Here is a 19,824-nt window from a genome sequence, read left to right as displayed (position 1 = left end):
GTCCATGCCCGCACCCCTCACCCTCCCCGTGCTGTCGTGGGGCGATCCCCGCGCCGACCGCCGCGCCCTTCTCGTCCACGGACTGGGCTCCACGGGAGCGCTCATGTGGCGCATCGGCACGACGCTGGCCGACGCCGGCTGGCACGCGAGCGCCGTCGATCTGCGCGGCCACGGTGCCGCACCGCGCGCCCTCGACTACTCGATCGCCGCGTACGCCTCCGACATCGCCGCCACGACACCGGATGCTGCAGGCCCCTGGGATCTCGTGATCGGCCACTCACTCGGCGGTGCGGCGGCCGTCGTAGCGAGCGCGGAGGACAAGACATGGACCCGCCGCCTCGTTCTCATAGATCCGGGTCTGGTGGTCGATGGACGCGATGCGGAGATCGTTCGCGCCAGCCAGGAGCGGGCGCTCGCGGATCCCACCGAAGACGCGGTGCGCGCCGAGCATCCCGAGTGGCATCCCCACGACATCGAACTGAAGGCGAGTGCGGCGCGCGGGGCCAGCCGTTTCGCGATTGCGCAGACCAGCATCCAGAACGATCCGTGGGACGTGCGAGCCGAGGCCGCACGCGTGCGCGTGCCCGTCGATGTACTCGGCGCCGACCCTGCGGTGTACAGCCTGTTCACCGGCGAGCTCGCCCAGGGAATCCTCGCGGCCAATCCGCTGTTCACCCTGACGATCGTGCCGGGCGCGGGGCACTCGCCGCACCGCGACAAGCCCGAAATCACGATGCAGATGCTTCTGGAGATCCTCGCGTGAGCACATCCGACCCCGCACCCCACCCCGCCGATCCGGCTGCTCTTCTGCCCGACGACCTGCTCGAGCGCATCCGCTCGCGGGCCGCGACGCACGACGTGGAGAACACCTTCCCGCACGACGACCTCGACGAGCTGCGGGCGGCGGGCTACCTGTCGATCCTCGTGCCGACCGACCGGGGCGGTGCAGGCCTCGGTCTCGCCGATGCCGCGGCGCTTCAACAGCGCCTGGCGACGGCATCCCCCGCGACGGCCCTGGCGGTCAACATGCACCTCGTCTGGACGGGGGTCGCCAAAGTGCTGCGAGAGCGCGACATCGACGACCTGGCATTCGTGCAGCACGGCGCCGCGGCGGGCGAGGTGTTCGCGTTCGGCATCAGCGAGGCCGGCAACGACCTCGTGCTCTTCGGCAGCGACACGGACGCCGAACCCCGCCCGGACGGGTCGTATGCCTTCACGGGAACGAAGATCTTCACCTCGCTCGCCCCCGCGTGGGATCATCTGGGGCTCCACGGACTCGACACGACGTCGCCGGACGGCCCGAAGATGGTCTACGCCTTCGTGCCGCGCCAAGACGCCGTGCACACGCGCGACGACTGGAACACGCTCGGAATGCGTGGCACGCAGAGTCGCACGACCGAGCTGCGCGGCGCGGTGGCACCCGCGGACCGGGTGGTGCGCCGCGTGGATCCCGGCCCGAATCCCGACCCCATCGTCTTCGGCATCTTCAGCGTCTTCGAGATCATGCTCGCCTCGGTATACACCGGCATCGCGCGGCGCGCGCTCGATCTCGCCGTGCAGACCGCGGCCACGCGTCGGTCGAAGAAGACCGGCGCCCCCTACAGCGCCGATCCCGACATCCGCTGGCGCGTCGCCGAGATGGCGATCTCCTACGATGCGCTGCCCCCGCAGATCGCGGCGCTGGCGAACGACGTGGATGCCGCCGCCGATCACGGCCCGCGCTGGTTCTCTCTGCTGTCGGGCCTGAAGCACCGTGCGACGGTGACCGCGAAGCGCGTGGTCGACGAGGCGATGCTCGTCGCGGGCGGATCATCGTACTTCGCCTCCTCCGAGCTCTCGCGCCTCTATCGGGATGTCCTCGCGGGCGCTTTCCACCCCTCGGACCCCGAATCCGCGCACGCGACGGCGGCGACGGCCTGGCTCGGGCCGGTCCCGTCCTGAGCCGAGGATGGGGCGGGCTCCGACCACGGCGCCCTCCGCGGCATCGTCCTCGCTCCGTGCGAGGATGACGGCATGCCGGCCACCTCGACGGATTCCGCCCCGCTTGCACTGCTGAGCCCCGCCGACCTCGAGCGACGGCGCGGACTGCGGCGCATGAAGGCCGTCGCCCTCGGCGCGCTGATCCTGATGGCCGCCGTCTTCGTCGTCGCGTTCGCGCTGCAGGAGCGCGTGCCCGGTTTCGCGTACGTGCGTGCCGCCTCCGAGGGCGGCATGGTGGGTGCCCTCGCCGACTGGTTCGCGGTCACCGCGCTCTTCCGCAGACCGCTGGGCCTGCCGATTCCGCACACGGCGATCATCCCCCGGCGCAAGGACGAGATCGGACGCACCCTCGGTGAGTTCGTCGAGACCAACTTCCTCTCCACCGAGGTGGTGCGCGGCAAGCTCGAGAGCATCGGCGTCTCGGGGCGCGTGGGCGCCTGGCTGCGGCATCCCGAGCACGCGGAACGCGTGGCCGCCGAAGGCTCGACGATCGCCGCGGGGGTGCTGCGCGCCCTCAGCGACGACGATGTGCGCGACGTCATCAGCGAGCTCGCGCGCGAGCACCTCATAGAGCCCGAGTGGGCGCCGGCGGCGGGCGGCTGGCTCGGTCGCATCGTCGACGGCGGGGGCCATCACGCCGCCGTCGACCTCGCGGCGGACACGATCGCCGCGTGGCTGGACGCCAATCGCGACTCCTTCACGGGGCTCGTCTCACGCCGGCTTCCCGGCTGGGTGCCGAGCATCGCGCACCGTCTGGTCGATGACACCGTCTACAGCGAGGCGGTCAAGTTCGTCGCGGCCGTGCGCACCGACCCCCAGCATCCCGCCCGTGCCGCGATCGACGGCTACCTCGCCCGACTCGCCGAGAACCTGCAGCACGACCCCGGAACGATCGCACGGTTCGAGGGCGCGAAGGGCTCGCTCTTCGACAGCCCGCGCGTGCGCTCGCTCGCCGCCGAGGCGTGGAACACCGCCAAGAACGGCCTGCTCGCCGCGCTCGATGACCCCCGCAGCGCCCTGCGCAGCCGCGCACGCGACGCCCTCACCGAGGTCGGCGAGCGGCTGACGACGGATGCTGCGCTGCAGCACCGGGTCGACACCTGGGTGGTCGATGCCGCGACATTCGTCGTCGCGCGCTACCGCCACGACATCGCCTCGATCATCACCGAGACCATCGAGCGCTGGGATCCGGCCGAGACGACCGAGAAGATCGAGCTGATGGTCGGTCGCGACCTGCAGTACATCCGCCTGAACGGCACGATCGTCGGTGCTCTCGCGGGCCTGGCGATCTACACCGTGGCCCACGCGCTGCTCGGTTCGTAACACGCCCTTCTCGCGTCGTACATCGCGCCGCCGCCGCGCGTGGATACCCTGATGCTGTGGATGAGACATCCCCCGACGTCGCCCTGTTCACCTATGGCACGCTGCAGCTGCCGTCGGTGCAGCTCGACACGTTCGGGCGTCTGCTGGATGCCGAGGACGACGTCCTGACGGGGTACACGATCGACTACCTCGAGATCGACGATCCGCACGTAACGGGCGTGAGCGGTCACGACGTGCATCCGATCCTGCGCCGGACCGGCGCCCGGCTCGACAAGGTGGTCGGCAAGCTCGTGCGACTCAGCGAAGCCGAGCTCGAGGCGGCCGACGAGTACGAGGTGTCGGGGTATCGCCGCGAGCACGTCGTGCTCGACTCGGGCACCCCCGCCTGGGTCTACGTCGCCCAGATCTGACCCTCTGTCCGCTCGGCCATGCCGCGCGTGTGCACAGCTGCGGACGCAACCGCCGACACGCCGGGCCCGCGGGCACACTTCCGGCGCGTCGCATCCTCGCGTCCGCAGTTGTGCACGGCACACGGATGCCGGGCGGCACACGGATGCCGGGCGGCACAGGGCGCCGAGAGGGATCGCCGGGGAGCGCGGTCCCGAGGCGGTGGGGGGCAGAGCCTCGTGACCGCACCCCCGCCCCTTTGCGAAAGCGCCAGGGCCTGCCGTACGTCACGCTGCCGAGGGGGTGGCCTCAACAGGGGACGGCGAGCGGGCCGATCGGAATGCATCCCCAGAACGCATTCCCGCATATCGTGCTCTTCATACGTACCGCACCGCGCACCGCCCCGTCCATCCCGCGCCCGATATATCTTGGCTTCTGACCGCACACCTGCCCGGGTACCCCCGCCTGCGTAGAGTGGCCGGATGAAGACCCTCGCTCTGGTGCGACACGCCAAGTCCAGCTGGGACCACGCCGATCTCGACGATCACGACCGCCCGCTGAACGACCGCGGGCGCACCGACGCCCCGCGCATGGCGGCACGGCTGGCGGCCACGGACTTCGTCCCCGCCGTCATCCTCTCCAGCACGGCGGTGCGCGCCGCGACGACCGCCCAGGCCTTCGCCGACGCGCTGGGCGTGCCCGTCGAGCACGATGCGCGACTCTACGGCGTCGCGCCCGCCGAACTGCTGCGCATCGTCGACGAGCGCGACGTCGACAGCATCCTCGTCGTCGCCCACGACCCCGGCCTGTCGAGCCTGGCTCAGCATTTCTCCGGCTTCCCGGACGGCGACGCGATCCCGCACATGCCCACCTGCGCGGTGGCGGTGTTCGACTTCGACGTCGACGCATGGGCGGACGTGCGAGACGCGCGGCCCGTGCGCTGGACCTACGACATCCCGCGCGCGTCCTGAACCCGGCATAGCCCCTCCGGGCGCCGCGGTCAGTCGACCTTCGAGACCGTGCCCCCGGTCAGAGCGACGAGCTCGTCGAAGGTGAGCGGAAACACGGTGTGCGGCGTGCCGCCGGCCGCCCAGATCTCGGCGAACGTCGCCAGCGCCTCGTCGACCACGGTGGTCAGCGGCGCGGGGTGCCCGGTCGGGGCGACGCCGCCGATGGCCTGTCCGGTCGCCGCGCGCACCTGCTCGGCGCTGGCCCGCGCGATGTTCCCGCGGCCCAGGCGCGCGGCGAGCGCCGCGGTGTCGACCCGGTGCGCGCCGCTGGTCATCACCAGCAGCGGTTCGCCCTCGCTCCAGAACACCAGGCTGTTCGCGATCGCCCCGACCTCGACCCCGAGCGCCGCGGCGGCGAGGGCGGCGGTGGCGGCGGCATCCGGCAGGACGACGATCTCCCCCGCGATCCCCGCCTCGGCGAGGCGGTCGGCGACGATGCGGCTGCGGGGCGGAAGGTGCGCGGTCACCCCGCCAGCCTACGGCGCGCCGCCGAGCGCCCGCCGCGCCCCGACAAGGAGCAGAATGGATGCTGGAGCCGCAACGCCGCGCGCTCCCGAGCACAGCGCCCACAAGGCCCGCCGAAAAGGACCGCGATGACCACCGCCCTGCCCCTGCCCGAGTTCACCCACGAGCGCGTGGAGGTGATCACCGGTCACCGCAGCGGCCTCTTCATCGCCGTCGCGCTGCACTCCTCCGCACTCGGCTCCGCCCTCGGTGGCGCTCGCCTCTGGACCTACCCGCAGTGGAGCGACGCGCTCGGCGACGTCCTGCGCCTGTCGGCTGCGATGACGCTGAAGAACGCGGCCGCCGGTCTCGACGCAGGTGGAGGCAAGGCCGTCATCGGCCTCGCACCCGGCACGACGCTCGACGCCGAGCGGCGCCGCGCCGCCTTCCTCGATCTCGGCGATGCCGTCGAGGCGATGGACGGGCTGTATCGGACGGCGGAGGATGTCGGATCCACCACCGACGACATGCTCGTCGTCAGCGAGCGCACGGCCCACGTCGTCGGGCTGCCCGACCGCGTCGGCGGGTCGGGCGAGCCGGCAGGGCCCACGAGCCTCGGCGTCTACGAGGCGATCCGCGCGACGCTCGAACAGCTCACAGGCGTGGCGGACGTCGCCGGCCGGGCCGTCACGATCTCGGGACTCGGTCAGGTCGGCAGCCGGCTCGCGGTGCGGCTGTCGGCGGAGGGGGCCCGGTTGACCGTGACGGATGTGGATCCCCTCAAGCGGCACCTCGCACACGATCTCGAGGCCGCATGGGTGCCGCCCGGCGAGGAGCACCTCGTGCCCGCCGATGTCTTCGTGCCGGCGGGGATCGGCGGCCTCCTCACCGACGACGTGATCGACGCGCTCGATGCTCGCGCGGTCTGCGGACCCGCCAACAATCCCCTCGCCGAACGCCGCGGGGCCGATCGACTGGCCAGCCGCGGCATCCTGTACGCGCCCGACTTCGTGGTCAACGCCGGCGGCGTGATCTATCTCGATCTCGTCGCGAAGGGGCTCGGAACCCGCGACGAGATCCTCGCGCGGGTCGCGGGTATCGGCGCGACCCTGCGCCGGGTCTACGCCGATGCCGCCGAACGCGGCGTCACCCCGCTCGAGGCGGCCGAGGCGCTCGCAGCCGGGCGCCTGCGCGCGGCGACCGGCACCGCCGTCCCTGCGTAGCGAAGGTCACCACACGCACGACAAGAGGAGACGCACGTCCACCAAAAGGAAAAGCGCCCGCGAGGGGCGCTTTTCCTTTTGGTGGACCTCCGTAGAGAGTTTGAGAACCCCTGCCCACACCTGAAAACCCTGTCTTTGCGCAGGTCACGGGGCTTCTACGACCACGACCATCGCTCCTCGGAGCCTACCGTTTCCGACTCCAGGGGTCGAGTGGTGCGATCACTTGGGATGGCTCAAACCCTGCTACGGCCCGAGCAGGTCGACAATCTGGTGGCGCAGTACCGCGAGGGCGCGACGCTCGTGGAGTTGGCATCCGTGTTCGGAGTGAACCGCCGCACGGTCGCCACCCACCTCACCCGTCGGGAGGTCACCATCCGCCGCGGTCGGTTCGATCCGTCCCGCATCCACGAAGCAGCCGACCTCTACCTCAGCGGGTTGACGCTGGTAGAGGTCGGCATGAAGGTCGGGGCGGGGCCTCAGGCGGTCCGGCAAGCGCTCGCATCGCACGGTGTCGTGATCCGACCTGGTGGCCGCCGTTCTCGGATCAAAGCAGCCGCTGCCGTGGGCAGTTGAGCCTAGACACGAAGATCTGGCTCATGCGTGCTTGCCTCGGCGAGCGAGTCGTGGCGCTGGCGACGACGGATCGCAGCCTCGCGCAGGCGCGCGCGGATGAGCAGAACGACGCTCACGGGTCCCATGATGATGAACTTCAGTGCGTTCCAGCAGGCCCACAGCACGATGAGGTGGAGCCAACCGGGGCCACCGTCGGCTGCCGAGCCAGAGCAGACGCTGGCGATCAGGATGTACGGAAGCGCGACCAGCATCGCGGGCATCCCCCACTTGAGTCCGCGACGGGTGCGGACAGCAGCGAGCAGCCGGTTGCTCGGCATGTAGCGGTGCAGATAGTCGCGAGTGCGAACGCTGAGCGTCCAGATAAGGCGGAACATGACGGCCTCTTGTCACACGTGTTACTCCGTCGAGGAGGCAGAACGTGTGTGAGTGCCCGAAGGCCGTCCCGGAGGACCCGCAATATGAGGAGAACCTGCCTCACCATCCACTGTACGCCGGGGTCGGCGTTCACGGAACCCTTGGGCTCCCGCGTCGCCGCGCGCACCTCTCTGTAGGAGTGAGAGGACCCGACGATGACGAACCTGAGCCACGTAGTCCAGGAGGAGCGCACAGCACGGATGCTGCTGTCGATGACCGTCGAACCAGACGACGCCGTGACAGGCCGTCTCCTGGGCGAGCTGGGGGCGTTTGAGCTGCTTCGGCTTGCTGAGCGTGATGACGCGGTGCCGGGCCTCAGTGCTGTTGACGCTCAGGTGTGGCGCGCCCAGTTCGAGCGCTCAGACGCTCGGACACTTGGGCAGCGCATCGTCGACGCCGAGCGCGCTGGCATCGGCACCCTGATCCCCGGCGACGGGGAGTGGCCATCCGCACTCGACGATCTTGGCGACCGGCGGCCATACGTCCTGTGGACTCGTGGCACGACATCTTTCCTCGCGCGACCACTCGATGATCTCGTCACGATCACCGGGGCGAGGGCCGCGACTTCATACGGCGAGCATGTCGCCGCGGAACTGGCCTCCGATCTCGCCAACGCGGAGCGGATAGTCGTGGCCGGCGGCGCGTACGGCATCGAAGGGGCTGCCCATCGAGCGGCGCTGGCATCCGACGGCGACACGATTGCAGTCGTGGCGAACGGCGTTGATCGCCCCTACCCAATCGGTCACCGTGAACTTCTTGAGCGGGTGGCTGACCTCGGCCTCCTGGTCAGCGAGGTTCCACCAGGCGCGGTTCCGACGCGCCACCGCTTCATTGCACGGGCGCGGTTGATGGCCGCGCTCTCCACAGCGACTGTCGTTGTCGAGGCCGGAGCTCGCTCAGGATCAATGAAGGTGGCAGAGCGCGCCCAAGAGTTGGGGCGGATTGTTGGCGCGGTACCCGGTCCGGTGACCAGCGCAACAAGCGCAGGGCCGCACCGCCTGCTGCGCGACAAGGACTGCGCTGTGGATCTTCCCGCTTCTAGGCGGCTTTTTTGGATCGCTTACTGTCGCGGTCACGGACGCGGGCGAGTGCGTCTGGAAGCTCGTGCGCGGCTAGGGTTGCGGGGTGAGTGTTGCCTATTGGGTGTGCGCGGCGGTGACCGTTGTTAGTTCCGTCGTCAGCGCGGGCTATGCCGTCGCAGGTCTGCGCGCCGCCACGGGTGATGCCCGCGTTCCGTCCATGTACGCTCTGGCGCGCCGCGTCGCCCTCGTACTGGTCGCGACCGTTGCATTGTTCGCTGGGTCGATCGGTTTTCTCGCCGCAGCTGCTCTTGCGATGATCGCCGTCCAGGCGCTCGACGCGGTCGTGGGCGCGAAGATCTCGGACCGCTTGAAGACAGTTGGGCCTGCAGTCACCGCCGCGGTCAACCTGATCGCCCTGATCTGGCTGATCATCTCCTGAAGTCAACAGCCAGACGGACGTCGAGCCGATCCGCGACACGGGCGGAGCGCCATGCACCACGGATGGGACTGACTTCGAACTTTGGCAGACCGGCGGTGTTCTATGAACGCCGTGGCGTTAGGTGCCGATGACGAGGATGCTGGCTGCGGCTTCGATGACATCGTCGGTGATGGTCTCGAGCCCGTTGATCTTTAGCACTCGGGCGATTTGAGGGAAGAGTCGTTCGAGGAGTCGGAAGTTCCCGCGGGTGATGCGCTCGATGGCGGCTATGGCTTGCGCGTCGGTGAAGTCTTCGGGGTCAAGCTGTTGTCCTAGGCGTTTCCAGTGCCGGTCGAGGACGAAGAGGAGTTCTTCTCGGCCGAGGGTTCGGTAATGGTGGGAGAAGCCGAGTCGGCTGTAGAGCTGTGGGTAGTGGCGGAAGCGTTGGTCGATTCCGGGCATACCGATGAGGATCATGGAGAGGTGTTCGCGGTCGTGGCGGTCGCGGAGCAGCTCGAGCGCGGTCGGGGTGAGTCGTTCGGCTTCGTCGATGATGAGCAGGTCGACGAGGTGAGACATGCCGATCGCCGTGGTGGTCGGTTCAGTCTCCCGTGAGCGGAGGTGTTCGTCGGCGCAGATCTCGACCTTTGCCTGCCAGCGGTCGATGTCGTGCATGAGGTCTTTGGGCCGGCAGAGGACCTCGGGTGTATAGAAGACGGTGCGGGACCGGTTGGCGAGGGCGTAGTACTTGGCGTCGTGCTCGCCGCGAGGCCCCCACGCATTGATGTAAGGCTCAAGCGCATCCCAGCTCGCGTAGCGGCGGGCGGAGTTGGTCTTGCCGACTCCGGCGTCGCCGTGACAGATGCCGATGGTTTTCTCTTTGCGGACGGCGTTCGCGAACTCGGTGAAGCGTCGGTGCTCCTTGGTGACGATGAAGGCCTGGTTCATCACTCGTCCTCTTCATAGGTCCGGAGCCGTCGACGATGCGGGACGGGCGCGGCGTCGCGTGGCTCGTCGCGTGTGACGGCGGTGGGGATGCGGTCGTTGATGGTGTGCCGGAGTTCTCGGCGGCGGGCTCGGCGCGCGGTTTCGATGTCGCGGAGGCTGAGGCGGAGATTGGGGTGGGCTTCGTCGACGGCGACGCAGACAAAGGTGTCGCGGTCGTACACGCGGATCTCTGAGATGTCGCGCGGGTCGTAGCGGATCGTGATCGTGTGCCCGACGAAAGGGGCGAGTGTTGGGGCGAGGTAGCGTTGGCCCTGGAAGTGAATGCCGTCGCGCTGCACGACCCGATTCTTCGGGACGGTGAGCAGAAGACCGTCCAGTTGCTCCAAGCTGTCGGGCATTCGGGGAAGCCAGCCGTCAGCGACCCACGCGTCCCTAGGTGAAACTCCAAGCTCGCGGTGCGGACGCGCGTTGTACATCCCGATGAACGCGCCGATCGCCTGATCCAGCCTCGCCAAATCGAGGGCGGGGTGAGGGTGGTTGCTGCCGGGGCCGAGGTGTCCGGGGAGGGTGGAGAGGAGTTCGGTGTTGATGGTGCGGAAGAAGCGTTCGATCTTGCCGCGGCCTTGGGGCCGGCCCACGGTCGAGTGGATGATCCGGATGCGCAGCTCGATGGCGGTGCGTTCGAGATGGTGGCTGGTGAAGTCGGAGCCATGGTCGACATGGAGCACGTCGGGAATGCCACACATCGCCCACGTTGGGTCGGTCTTCCGCCAGATCGCCTGCCGGAGCGCGAGAGCCGTGTTCATCGCGGAAGGGGCACCGGTGAACACGGTGAAGCCGCAGATCGCGCGTGAGTGGTCGTCCATCACGATCGTGAGCCAAGGCCGATCAGGCTTCCCGCCCGCGGCGCTGGTAGTGAGGATGTCGAGTTCGGTGTGGTCGGCCTGCCAGATCTCGTTGGGTCGGTCGGCCCGACGCCGATACACCAGCTCGTGCCGATCACGATACGCGGCGGGTCCATCCAGGGCGAGCGTCACGAGAGCCGGATCGAGGGACTGCACAATGTCTCTGACGGTGGCGTAGCTGGGCTCCGTCAGGCCCTGCCGCATTGCTTCTGCGCTGACAAGGCGATGCAGCGTCGCGAGTGCCGGCCTCGGCCTGGTCAACGCGAGGTGCTCGATGAACGCAACCAATCCGCCCGCCGTGCGACGAGTCCCCGCGTCCGCTCTCGGATGAGGGTCGAGGGCAGTGATGCCGCGCTCTTGGTAGAGCTGGTGCCAGCGTTGCAGCGTGCGCAGGCCAATCCCGGTTTCTCTGGCGAGAGCGGTGAGAGGTATCTGGTCTTCGACGTGTAGTCGAAGAATCCGCCACCGCTCCTCGCCGCTCATGACATCGCTACATGGTGGTGCTCTCGCGGCCGGCGAGGGCTTGCTGGTGGCGATAGAGCGTGGCGCGACTCCACCCGACGAGCCGTGCTGCATCTTCGGCGGTGCGCCCCTTCGCTCGGGCATCGGCTGCGATCGCGAGCTTGTCGGCGATTACCGCTGGGTCCGAGAGTGGTCGACCAAAGCGGGTGCCGTTCTGCCTGGCTGCGGCGATGCCGGCATTCACCCGCTCGACAATGAGTTCGCGCTCGTACTCGGCGAGGGTGGCGAGCATGTTCAGCATCAACCGGCCGGTCGATGTCGCTGGATCGATTCCATCCGAGATAGAACGCACGTGAACACCGCGCTCGCGTAGCAGGTTCACGGTGTTCAACACGTCGATGAGGGAGCGGCCGAGGCGATCGACGCGCCAGACGACGACCGTGTCACCGGGCACTGCGTGATCAAGGAGCTTCTTCATCCCACGGCGCTCGATCGCAGTCTTGCTGCCAGAAGTGACATCGGCGAAGACGTCGCGCTTCTGAACGCCGGCCGTCACGAGGGCGTCGAGCTGAAGCTGCGCATCCTGAGTCGCTGTGCTCACGCGGGTGTATCCAAGAAGTCTCACTCAGCCATTGTGACTCAGAAACCCCTCCGAGTTACCAGGCTAAGACACTTTCCGGTGAGACGGATTGTTGAGACAGGCGCTGACCCGGGATCACCAGGAGCAGCGATCACGCAGCCGGGATCCGGCCGATGTCTCAGAAAGCTGTTGTTTGTTGAGGCATGTGGTTGCGATCGGAGGAGTCTTCGGAACCGCGGTCTCTGGCTCCGATGCGAGCGCTTCGCTCTCCACTAGGACCGCCGCGCTCGACCCGCTCGCGCGGTGGCTTCGGGCTTGAGGCAAGCATCAGGGCGATCCTCGAATGCTCCGTCGCCACAGGCGAGTTCCACATCGCTGCACATCACCGGTGTCGCCAATTTATGCAGATGAATTAGCTGGTTCCGCAATGCGGGACTGCAGTCCCGCACTGCGGAAGACTTTACCTGCGGCGCCGGAGGAGTGCGGGAGTTGCTGGCTCTTCCCAGATGAAGGTGTAGGTCGGCCGGGCGCGTCGGTCCGCAGATAGACGTCGAGGTCTCCCGACGATGGAGGTTCCTACGCCATCCATCCGAAAGACCTCGACGTGCCCGACGCTACCCCGCCGGCCGGCTTCGGCCGCCTTGACCTAACCGCCTTCGCGGCTCATCCCAATCGGCTCTGATCGGGTCTGCTGACCCTCTCGACGAGAACGCAGCGACATCACAGCCACCCAACCCCGACCGTCCGGGAAGCCGGGGCACGTCACATGGGCTGTGCTGCGGGCGTGTCGAGTGGGTAGTCCAGGGGCGACGCAGGAGCGTCGACGCGACGTGCTGAGAGGTGGTTCCAACCGAGCGCTAGGACACAAGCTACAGGTATGGCGATAGGTCAGGAACGGCGTCGCTCCCTGCGCAGGAGGGAGCGCAGAGTCTCGGCGTTTGCGTAGCCGACCCGTAGCGCGATCTCGGCGGAGGTGAGGTCCGTGGTTGCTGAGAGGTGTCGAGCTCGTTCGGTGCGAAGCCGTTGGACGAAGCCGAGCGGAGTGAGGTTGAGCGCCGCACGGACTCGTCGTTCGAGGGTGCGCCGGCTGGTGCCGAGCGACTGCGCGACGAAGGCGACGTTGAACGGTTCGTCCAGGCGGGCGCGCACGAAGCGTTCGAACTCGACGACGATCGGGTCCTCGTGCCGGAGATGTTCGTAGGCGACGAAAGCCGCCTGCGACGGGCGCTCGTCGATGATGAGGAGCTTGGCGACATGTTGGGCCAGGTCGGGGCTGATCGATCGCACGAGTGAGAGCGCGAGGTCGATGTGGGCGAAGGCGGCGCCGGCGGTGACGAGGTTCCCGTCGACCACGACCATGGTGTCGAGATCGAGGGCGACGGTCGGATAGCGCTTCCGGAACTCCGGCCCCAGGAACCAGCTGGTCGTCGCCCGCCGATGATGCATCCGTCCTGTCTCGGCGACGGCGAACACGCCGGTGCACGCCGCGGCGATCCGGGTGGTCGCGTCGTCGAGGCGCCCGAGTGAGGCGATGACCGAACGAGCATCTCGACTCTGGAGGGCGTCGTGGGTCGCGGCGGCCGTGAGGGTTCCAAGCGCAGGGACGACGACCACGTCGAACTCTCCGGACTCCGGCAGCGGGTGGTCCACCGACAGGGTCATCGATGCCGTCGTGGTCACTCGCCGTTTCGGTCCGAGGATGGCGAGTTCGATCGGGTCGATCCGCGGGTCGACATCGCCGCGGGCTCCGTCGGCCACCCGCACGATGTCGATGATCGACGCGATAGCCGAACCGAAGCAGCCGGCTATCCGGCCAAGCCTCACACGGGCCAGTCGGAGCATGACATACGCTGAAGAATCGGCCACAAGCTCGGGCAAGACAGTCGTTCGCTCGGCCAAGAGCGGCAAGTTCGTCACCAAGGTCTATGCCAAGCGGCATCCGTCAACCACTGTCACCGAAGGTGAGACCAGCGGAGCCGAGCGGTCCAAAGACTAAACCTCGGTTAATCCCGGAGGTGCTCCCGGAGAGTCTTGGCTGCGTAACGACTCCGGAAGAGTCCGCGGCGCTGCAGCTCGGGGATCACGCCCGAGACGAAGTCTTCGAACGACGAGTGGTACAGCGCCGGCATGATGATGAACCCGTCTGCGGCCTCGCTTCGGAACAGGTGTTCAAGCTCATCGGCCAGGGTCGCGGGGGAACCGACGACCTGCGGATGCAGTTGGTTCAGCGCCTGCTCGATCGCCAGGTCTGCCACGGTGAACCGTCGCCTGTTGCTGACCGACGCCAGCATGTCCTCGAAGCCGACACTGCCGGTGGCTCCGCGGTGCGCCGCGAGCAGATCGACCGCCGGAGCGCTCGGGTCCAGGCCGGCTGCGTTGGCGTGCAGCAGCCGTGCGAGCTTAGTCAGCGCCTCTGGGAGGTCGATCTGCTCGCGGAGTGCCGCAAGTTTTGTCGTGGCATCCGCATCCGTCCACCCCACGATCGGTTGGAGACCCTGGAGCACGAGGAGGTCGTCGGGGTTACGGCCATGGTCGAGTCTGGCCCGATCGCGCAGTTCGCGCCGCAGGTCGCGCATCCCCTCCTCGGTGTCACCGATTGCGAAAACGACCTCGGCCCAGCCTGCCGCGAAGCTGCGGCCGCGAGGGGATGATCCCGCCTGCATCAGCACCGGATGCCCCTGCGGGCTCGGTGGGAGGGTGAGAGGCCCGCGAGATAGCGGGTTGTCGTACCGGATGCGGCGCACACCGGTCGGATCGGCGAACCGGCGCTCGTCGCGGTCGAGCGCGAGAGCGTCGGGTTTCCACGAGCGCCACAGGTCGAGCACGGTGTCGACAACTTGATCGGCCTGGTCGTAGCGGGATGCCGGGTCTGCGATTGCCTCTCGGCCCATGTTGCGAGCCTCGGCGTTGGTGGTGGAGGTGACGATGTTCCACGCGGCCCGGCCGCCGGAGAGGTGGTCGACCGTGAGGAGCTGACGGGCGATTGCGTACGCGGGCAGGAAACTCGTCGAGACGGTCGCACCCAAGCCGATGTGGGTGGTTGCGGTGGCCACATGTGAGACGGTCGCGATCGGGTCCAGGTAGATGCTGCCCTTGCCGCCGGTTTCGAGTGTTGTCGCGAAATTGCCGTCCCGGTCTTCGGGAACGGCCAGCGCATCCGCGAAGAAAATCATGTCGAACAACCCGCGCTCGAGGGTACGACCAAGGTCAGCATAGAAGTCGCCCCGGAGCCAGTCAGAGCGGCCGAGCGGGTTGCGCCAGTTTTCGGCGTACTGGCTGGTGGGCGGGTTCACCATGCCGACGAAATGCATCCGACGCTGCGTCATTGAGCGCTTCAGTCCGTGATTGTGGTGGGGCTGTTCAGCGAGACCGTGAGGTGCGTCGTGACGTGCTGCACCTCGCGACCGACGGCGATCCACGCGTTCGTGGCGGTCTGCAGCACGGCGGCCAAGTCGCCGTCGAGCCGCGTCGCGTAGTGGTCGGACCCCGAGTAGGCGCCGTCTTCCTTCGCCCGCTCGACGGCCGCGTAGATGGGTGCCATGTGGTTGCTTACCCCCTCGCTGCCCGCGTCGAGGAGCGGGTACAGCGACCAGTGCGCCCGCGCACGGATGCCCGCCGGTTCCAGCGAAATCGGGTCGGCGGCGAGGGCGAACACCCCGGGAGGTAGCTCGCACTGCAGTTCGCCAGGGCAGCCTCGCGACAGCAGGATGCTCGCGGACACATGCGCGCCGCCCCTTGCCGCCCCGGCAACCACGTCGCGGATGTAGCCCAGCACATCCGCCTCCGCACCGGTCACGAAGGTCGAGATGTCGTTCGTCTCCACGGTGAGCGCCGAAGCATCCGCCTCGCGCAGCGCGCCCAGGATGATCGAGACGTAGTCGGAGTCGTACACCGAAACGGTGAAGCGCGCTCCGACCCCATACTCCTGCGGGGTCATGGACTCTGCCGGGGTATTAGTCGGTACTGTCACGGCTACCACACTAGCGGTGCTCGCCTGCGTCCAGATCTGGTTACCATGGAGGTACACGGGAGTCCGGTGAGCCGGGCTGAGAGGAAGGTCATCCAACCTTCGACCGTCGAACCTGATCTGGGTAATGCCAGCGCAGGGAGGCATCTCAAAAACCCCGTGCCCCGACACATATCGAAAGGGCACGCATCATGCGTATTCCATCATCCCGCCGCGCGCGTTTGGGCGCGGCATCCGCTCTGCTCGCCGTCACGGTGGCGCTCGCCGGGTGCACCGTATCCGGCGGCGGGTCATCAGAAGACGGCGACAAACTCACTCCGGTGACCTTCGCCCTCGACTGGGCGCCCAACACGAACCACATTGGCGTCTATGTGGCGGATGCTCTGGGCTACTTCGGAGAGGCGCGTCTCGAGGTGACGATCCTCCCGTATGGGTCGGCATCCTCCCCGCAGTTGGTTTCGGCGGGAGAGGCCGACTTCGGTATCGGCGGACAGGCGAGCGTGCAAACTGCTCGCACCGCGGGGCTCGACGTGGTTTCGGTGTTCCGGGTCACGCAGACCGACACGGGCCGCCTCGTGGTGCTCGGTGACCGCGACGATGTCACCCGCCCGGCCGATCTTGACGGTCTTATCTTCGGCGGGTTCGGCGCCCCGCTGTACTCGGCGCTGGCGGCCGCGACCATCCAGGGTGACGGTGGCGAAGGCACATTCGAGGAGGTCGTCCTTGACACGGGCGCCTATGAGGCCCTCCGCCAGGGGCGCATCGACTTCACCCTGTCGGTGGCGACGTGGGAAAACATCCAGATGGAGCTTGATGGTCACCCCTACCGGGAGTGGCGGTACCAGCACTTCGGCGTTCCCGAGCAGCAGTCGACGGGGATCATCTCCAGCGACGCGTACGTGTCCGAGCATCCGGAGGCAGCCGCGGCGTTCGTGCAGGCGGTGCAGCGCGGGTACGCGTTCGCGGTCGAAAACCCTGACGAGGCGGCCGACATTCTCATCGAGGCCAACCCCGAAACCTTGGGCGCTGCTGAGGAGCTGGTGCGCGAGAGTGCCCGGTTGATGGCAACCGAGGGCTACTTCGTGGCCGAGGGACGCCAGATCGGCGAAGTAGACCCGACGGCGTGGGAAGAGTTCGGCTCCTTCCTCATCGACGGTGGGTTCCTGAGCGACTCCTCGGGAGACGTCGTTACCGAGGCTCCCGACTGGACCGAGTACTACACGGACGACCTGCTGGAGTGAGCATGAGCGACAGGACGAGGGTGGGGGTGGCTGCGCGCGGACTGGCAAGTGCCGTCGCGCCCCCGCTCCTCGCCTTCTTCCTGCTGCTCGCGATCTGGCACACTGTGTCGACGGTCGGGCTCGTGCCGGCCGACATGCTGCCATCGCCAGTGCGCATCGCCACGGTCGGGGTCGCCGAAAACGAGGCCCTGCTGCATCACGCCGTGCCGACCTTACTCGCCACGCTTCTCGGCTTCAGCCTGTCGGTGACAGTCGCGTTCGTCACCGCGACGCTGCTCGACTTCTCGGCACCGCTGCGCCGCGCCATCCTGCCGCTCGTCGTGGTCAGTCAAACCCTCCCGATGATCGCCCTCGCACCGCTAGTCGTGCTGTGGTTCGGCTTCGGTCTGCTGCCAAAGGTGCTGCTGGTCGCTTTCGTTACGTTCTTCCCGATGGTGGTGGGGTTCCTTCGCGGGTTCTCCTCCGCCGACCCCGAGGCGGAGCATCTCCTGAAGTCGATGGGTGCCTCGCGGGTGACCATCTTCCGCATGATTCGGCTGCCTGCCAGCACGGTGTCGTTCTTCTCGGCGCTGCGCATCTCCATCACCTACGCGGTCGTCGGGGCAATCTTTGCGGAATACGCCGGGGCGGTGGCGGGCCTTGGCGTGTACATGCAGTCGGCGAAGAACGTCTTCCGCACCGACCTTGTGTTGGCGGCCGTGGTCGTCAGTTCGCTGCTCACCCTCGTGCTTTACGGGCTTGCCGTGCTGCTGGAACGCCTCTTTGTGCCCTGGTTGCGCATCGAACAGGGGAAGCTTTGATGAGCGGCGGGGTCCTTGAGATTGAACGGCTGGCGAAGTCGTTCGGCACAAAGCCGGTATTGACGGATGTGTCCTTTCAGGTCGCTAAGGGAGAGATTGTCGGCCTCGTGGGTCCGAGTGGCAGTGGTAAGTCAACGCTGCTGTCGCAGCTGACGGGGGCGCAGCGACCGGATGCGGGCAGCATCCGGTATGACGGCGTGCCGATTGCCGATCGCGCTCGACCGTTCGCCTTCATGCCGCAGCGTGATGTGCTGCTGCCGTGGCGTCGCATCCTCGACAACGCCGCAATCGGGCTTGAGGTTGCAGGACATTCGCGACGCGATGCGCGCGCGAAAGCATCCGAACTGCTGGCACCCTTCGGGCTGGAGGGCACGGAGGAGCTCTACCCACGGCAGCTGTCGGGCGGGATGCGGCAGCGCGTATCCTTTCTGCGCACCGTCGTGCAGCGCAGACCGGTGCTGCTGCTCGACGAACCGTTCGGCGCGCTCGACGCGATCACGCGCGACGAACTGCAGCGGTGGCTGCTCGACATCTGGGCGGAGAATCGGTGGAGCATCCTGCTCATCACCCACGACATTCGAGAGGCGATCCGCATGTCTGACCGGGTGCTTGTGCTTTCCGCGCCGGGCACCATCACCGGCGAGGTGGAGGTGACGCGCGACATTCCGCGCGGCGACAGTTTCGTGCGCGACCTGCGGGTGCCCGAGCTCCAAGACAGGCTGCACCAACTGCTGCATGCTGCAGCCCGCAACGCTGCCCCCGCTAGTGGGACTGTCAGGAAAACGGTGGATCTGGGACTGGCCTGACCGAAAGGAAGGGCTGTGAGCCAGACCATCGAGATGATCGATCCTGTGACGGGAGAGATCATTGATCAGCAACAGATCGCCGAGCAGCTGCTTGCGCAGGCGAAGGAGCAAGGCGTCAGCCTCGTCGGGCCCGGTGGCCTGCTTGGCGGGCTGACGAAGACCGTGCTGGAGACCGCGCTCGAGGCGGAGATCACCGAGCATCTCGGCTACGACAAGCACGGCAGCTCGACTGGTGAGAACGCGCGGAATGGGACGCGTTCCAAGACCGTGCTCACCGAGGTGGGTCCTGTCGTGATCGAGGTGCCGCGGGATCGGGACGGGTCGTTCCAGCCGAAGATCGTGAAGAAGCGGCAACGGCGGCTGGACGGGATCGATGAGATCGTCCTCTCGCTCACCGCGCGAGGGCTGACGACCGGTGAGGTCGCGGCTCACTTCGACGACGTCTACGGTGCCTCGGTGTCAAAGGACACGATCTCGAAGATCACCGACAAGGTCATCGAGGAGATGACGGAGTGGCAGAACCGTCCGTTGGATCGCGTGTATCCGGTGGTGTTCATCGACGCCCTGGTCGTGAAGGTCCGCGACGGGCAGGTCCGCAACAAACCTTTTTACGTCGCTGTCGGAGTCACCGTGAACGGTGAGAGAGACATCCTCGGGATCTGGGCCGGCGACGGCGGCGAAGGAGCGAAGTTCTGGCTCGGCGTGCTCACCGAGATCAAGAACCGCGGCGTCGAGGACGTCTGCATCGTCGTCTGCGACGGACTCAAGGGTCTGCCCGAGTCCATCACCACGACGTGGGAGCACGCGGTCACGCAGACGTGCATCATCCATCTGATCCGGAACACGTTCAAGTACGCGTCACGCAAGTACTGGGACCAGATCGCTCGCGACCTCCGACCGGTGTATACCGCGCCGACCGAGGCCGCGGCACGGGCGAGGTTCGAGGAGTTCGCGGAGAAGTGGTGCACCATGTATCCGGCGATCCGCAAGCTCTGGGAGAACGCGTGGACGGAGTTCATCCCGTTCCTGGACTACGACGTCGAGATCCGCAAGATCATTTGCAGCACCAATGCGATCGAGTCTCTGAACGCCCGCTACCGCAGAGCGGTCAGAGCGCGAGGGCACTTCCCGAACGACGCCGCCGCGCTGAAGTGCCTGTATCTCGTGACGCGGTCGCTTGACCCGACCGGCCGGGGTCGGGCACGCTGGGTCACCAGGTGGAAGCCCGCACTCAACGCCTTCGCGATCACCTTCGAAGGCCGAATCAACTGAAATGCGCCAGGCCAGATCCACCGTTAATCTGACACACCCTTGGAGACCC

Annotated in this window: 21 protein-coding genes and 1 riboswitch; of the genes, 13 read left to right on the top strand and 8 right to left on the bottom strand. The window is 67.4% G+C overall.

Annotation, left to right across the window (positions count from 1 at the left end; all coding sequences use genetic code 11):
- Positions 1 to 4: 4 nt before the first annotated feature.
- The 5 genes from AB2L57_RS06400 to AB2L57_RS06380 all read left to right on the top strand — a co-directional run bounded on the left by AB2L57_RS06400 (position 5) and on the right by AB2L57_RS06380 (position 4,661).
- Positions 5 to 763, top strand: coding sequence for an alpha/beta fold hydrolase (locus AB2L57_RS06400; protein WP_292809994.1), 759 nt, complete (start codon positions 5 to 7; stop codon positions 761 to 763).
- On the top strand, positions 760 to 1,941 hold the full coding sequence (locus AB2L57_RS06395; RefSeq protein ID WP_292809996.1) for an acyl-CoA dehydrogenase family protein: 1,182 nt from the start codon (positions 760 to 762) through the stop codon (positions 1,939 to 1,941). Before AB2L57_RS06400 ends, AB2L57_RS06395 begins: the two co-directional genes overlap by 4 nt.
- Before the next feature lie 72 nt (positions 1,942 to 2,013).
- Positions 2,014 to 3,303, top strand: a complete 1,290-nt coding sequence (locus AB2L57_RS06390) for a DUF445 domain-containing protein (RefSeq protein ID WP_292809998.1) — start codon at positions 2,014 to 2,016, stop codon at positions 3,301 to 3,303.
- 56 nt (positions 3,304 to 3,359) lie between these two features.
- Positions 3,360 to 3,713, top strand: coding sequence for a gamma-glutamylcyclotransferase family protein (locus AB2L57_RS06385; RefSeq protein ID WP_292810000.1), 354 nt, complete (start codon positions 3,360 to 3,362; stop codon positions 3,711 to 3,713).
- Positions 3,714 to 4,172: 459 nt separating this feature from the next.
- Complete coding sequence (locus AB2L57_RS06380) at positions 4,173 to 4,661, top strand: SixA phosphatase family protein (RefSeq protein ID WP_409048357.1); 489 nt, start codon at positions 4,173 to 4,175, stop codon at positions 4,659 to 4,661.
- Positions 4,662 to 4,690: 29 nt separating this feature from the next.
- Here the strand turns inward: AB2L57_RS06380 and AB2L57_RS06375 are convergent, their stop codons facing one another.
- Positions 4,691 to 5,167 carry a YbaK/EbsC family protein gene (locus AB2L57_RS06375; protein ID WP_409048356.1) on the bottom strand — a complete coding sequence of 159 codons (477 nt, stop codon included), beginning with the start codon at positions 5,165 to 5,167 and terminating at the stop codon, positions 4,691 to 4,693.
- A gap of 126 nt (positions 5,168 to 5,293) precedes the next feature.
- Here AB2L57_RS06375 and AB2L57_RS06370 point away from each other — a divergent pair, with 126 nt between their 5' ends.
- The gene (locus AB2L57_RS06370) at positions 5,294 to 6,367 is read left to right on the top strand and encodes a Glu/Leu/Phe/Val dehydrogenase dimerization domain-containing protein (protein WP_409048355.1); all 1,074 of its coding nucleotides are present in this window, start codon (positions 5,294 to 5,296) and stop codon (positions 6,365 to 6,367) included.
- A 228-nt stretch (positions 6,368 to 6,595) separates the two neighbouring features.
- Positions 6,596 to 6,940 (top strand): hypothetical protein, encoded by a 345-nt coding sequence (locus tag AB2L57_RS06365; protein ID WP_235812663.1) that lies wholly within the window; start codon positions 6,596 to 6,598, stop codon positions 6,938 to 6,940.
- 2 nt (positions 6,941 to 6,942) lie between these two features.
- On the opposite strand, the gene AB2L57_RS06360 is transcribed toward AB2L57_RS06365, so the two are convergent.
- The gene (locus AB2L57_RS06360; protein ID WP_068478797.1) at positions 6,943 to 7,314 is read right to left on the bottom strand and encodes a sulfate permease; all 372 of its coding nucleotides are present in this window, start codon (positions 7,312 to 7,314) and stop codon (positions 6,943 to 6,945) included.
- Positions 7,315 to 7,509: 195 nt separating this feature from the next.
- Here AB2L57_RS06360 and AB2L57_RS06355 point away from each other — a divergent pair, with 195 nt between their 5' ends.
- Positions 7,510 to 8,523, top strand: coding sequence for a DNA-processing protein DprA (locus AB2L57_RS06355; RefSeq protein WP_409048354.1), 1,014 nt, complete (start codon positions 7,510 to 7,512; stop codon positions 8,521 to 8,523).
- The gene (locus tag AB2L57_RS06350) at positions 8,480 to 8,815 is read left to right on the top strand and encodes a hypothetical protein (RefSeq protein WP_409048353.1); all 336 of its coding nucleotides are present in this window, start codon (positions 8,480 to 8,482) and stop codon (positions 8,813 to 8,815) included. Before AB2L57_RS06355 ends, AB2L57_RS06350 begins: the two co-directional genes overlap by 44 nt.
- A gap of 117 nt (positions 8,816 to 8,932) precedes the next feature.
- Here the strand turns inward: AB2L57_RS06350 and AB2L57_RS06345 are convergent, their stop codons facing one another.
- From AB2L57_RS06345 to AB2L57_RS06320, 6 genes are all read right to left on the bottom strand, one after another.
- Positions 8,933 to 9,742 (bottom strand): AAA family ATPase, encoded by an 810-nt coding sequence (locus AB2L57_RS06345; RefSeq protein WP_409048352.1) that lies wholly within the window; start codon positions 9,740 to 9,742, stop codon positions 8,933 to 8,935.
- Positions 9,742 to 11,130, bottom strand: a complete 1,389-nt coding sequence (locus AB2L57_RS06340) for a Mu transposase C-terminal domain-containing protein (RefSeq protein ID WP_409048351.1) — start codon at positions 11,128 to 11,130, stop codon at positions 9,742 to 9,744. The genes AB2L57_RS06345 and AB2L57_RS06340 overlap by 1 nt, the downstream gene beginning before the upstream one ends.
- Positions 11,131 to 11,137: 7 nt before the next feature.
- Entirely contained in the window at positions 11,138 to 11,734 is a 597-nt protein-coding gene (locus AB2L57_RS06335; protein ID WP_409048350.1) for a recombinase family protein, read from the bottom strand.
- Between the two features lie 843 nt (positions 11,735 to 12,577).
- Entirely contained in the window at positions 12,578 to 13,513 is a 936-nt protein-coding gene (locus AB2L57_RS06330; protein ID WP_409048596.1) for a GlxA family transcriptional regulator, read from the bottom strand.
- Between the two features lie 179 nt (positions 13,514 to 13,692).
- Positions 13,693 to 15,015, bottom strand: coding sequence for an NtaA/DmoA family FMN-dependent monooxygenase (locus tag AB2L57_RS06325; protein WP_409048349.1), 1,323 nt, complete (start codon positions 15,013 to 15,015; stop codon positions 13,693 to 13,695).
- 8 nt (positions 15,016 to 15,023) lie between these two features.
- The gene (locus tag AB2L57_RS06320) at positions 15,024 to 15,659 is read right to left on the bottom strand and encodes a YkoF family thiamine/hydroxymethylpyrimidine-binding protein (RefSeq protein WP_409048348.1); all 636 of its coding nucleotides are present in this window, start codon (positions 15,657 to 15,659) and stop codon (positions 15,024 to 15,026) included.
- Between the two features lie 45 nt (positions 15,660 to 15,704).
- Positions 15,705 to 15,816, top strand: a riboswitch (TPP riboswitch).
- A 31-nt stretch (positions 15,817 to 15,847) separates the two neighbouring features.
- On the opposite strand from AB2L57_RS06320, the gene AB2L57_RS06315 reads away from it, so the two are divergent.
- Genes AB2L57_RS06315 through AB2L57_RS06300 form a run of 4 tightly spaced genes read left to right on the top strand, consistent with a single transcriptional unit; the run spans position 15,848 to position 19,775 of the window.
- Positions 15,848 to 16,897, top strand: coding sequence for an ABC transporter substrate-binding protein (locus AB2L57_RS06315; RefSeq protein ID WP_409048347.1), 1,050 nt, complete (start codon positions 15,848 to 15,850; stop codon positions 16,895 to 16,897).
- Positions 16,898 to 16,923: 26 nt separating this feature from the next.
- Positions 16,924 to 17,697 (top strand): ABC transporter permease, encoded by a 774-nt coding sequence (locus AB2L57_RS06310; protein ID WP_409048346.1) that lies wholly within the window; start codon positions 16,924 to 16,926, stop codon positions 17,695 to 17,697.
- Positions 17,697 to 18,503, top strand: a complete 807-nt coding sequence (locus tag AB2L57_RS06305; protein WP_409048345.1) for an ABC transporter ATP-binding protein — start codon at positions 17,697 to 17,699, stop codon at positions 18,501 to 18,503. Before AB2L57_RS06310 ends, AB2L57_RS06305 begins: the two co-directional genes overlap by 1 nt.
- 33 nt (positions 18,504 to 18,536) lie before the next feature.
- Positions 18,537 to 19,775, top strand: a complete 1,239-nt coding sequence (locus AB2L57_RS06300) for an IS256 family transposase (RefSeq protein WP_409048637.1) — start codon at positions 18,537 to 18,539, stop codon at positions 19,773 to 19,775.
- Positions 19,776 to 19,824: the final 49 nt, after the last annotated feature.

The sequence above is a fragment of the Microbacterium sp. HA-8 genome, from assembly GCF_046111165.1.
Lineage (GTDB): Bacteria > Actinomycetota > Actinomycetes > Actinomycetales > Microbacteriaceae > Microbacterium.
Note: the sequence above shows the minus strand (reverse complement) of the source record. Positions and strands in the feature narration are given on the sequence as shown.

Coding starts and splice junctions, on each gene's coding strand:
- AB2L57_RS06400 (WP_292809994.1), top strand. CDS start 5: ATGCCCGCACCCCTCACCCTCCCCGTGCTGTCGTGGGGCGATCCCCGC.
- AB2L57_RS06390 (WP_292809998.1), top strand. CDS start 2,014: ATGCCGGCCACCTCGACGGATTCCGCCCCGCTTGCACTGCTGAGCCCC.
- AB2L57_RS06380 (WP_409048357.1), top strand. CDS start 4,173: ATGAAGACCCTCGCTCTGGTGCGACACGCCAAGTCCAGCTGGGACCAC.
- AB2L57_RS06370 (WP_409048355.1), top strand. CDS start 5,294: ATGACCACCGCCCTGCCCCTGCCCGAGTTCACCCACGAGCGCGTGGAG.
- AB2L57_RS06365 (WP_235812663.1), top strand. CDS start 6,596: ATGGCTCAAACCCTGCTACGGCCCGAGCAGGTCGACAATCTGGTGGCG.
- AB2L57_RS06360 (WP_068478797.1), bottom strand. CDS start 7,314: ATGTTCCGCCTTATCTGGACGCTCAGCGTTCGCACTCGCGACTATCTG.
- AB2L57_RS06355 (WP_409048354.1), top strand. CDS start 7,510: ATGACGAACCTGAGCCACGTAGTCCAGGAGGAGCGCACAGCACGGATG.
- AB2L57_RS06345 (WP_409048352.1), bottom strand. CDS start 9,742: ATGAACCAGGCCTTCATCGTCACCAAGGAGCACCGACGCTTCACCGAG.
- AB2L57_RS06340 (WP_409048351.1), bottom strand. CDS start 11,130: ATGAGCGGCGAGGAGCGGTGGCGGATTCTTCGACTACACGTCGAAGAC.
- AB2L57_RS06325 (WP_409048349.1), bottom strand. CDS start 15,015: ATGACGCAGCGTCGGATGCATTTCGTCGGCATGGTGAACCCGCCCACC.
- AB2L57_RS06315 (WP_409048347.1), top strand. CDS start 15,848: ATGCGTATTCCATCATCCCGCCGCGCGCGTTTGGGCGCGGCATCCGCT.
- AB2L57_RS06305 (WP_409048345.1), top strand. CDS start 17,697: ATGAGCGGCGGGGTCCTTGAGATTGAACGGCTGGCGAAGTCGTTCGGC.
- AB2L57_RS06300 (WP_409048637.1), top strand. CDS start 18,537: ATGATCGATCCTGTGACGGGAGAGATCATTGATCAGCAACAGATCGCC.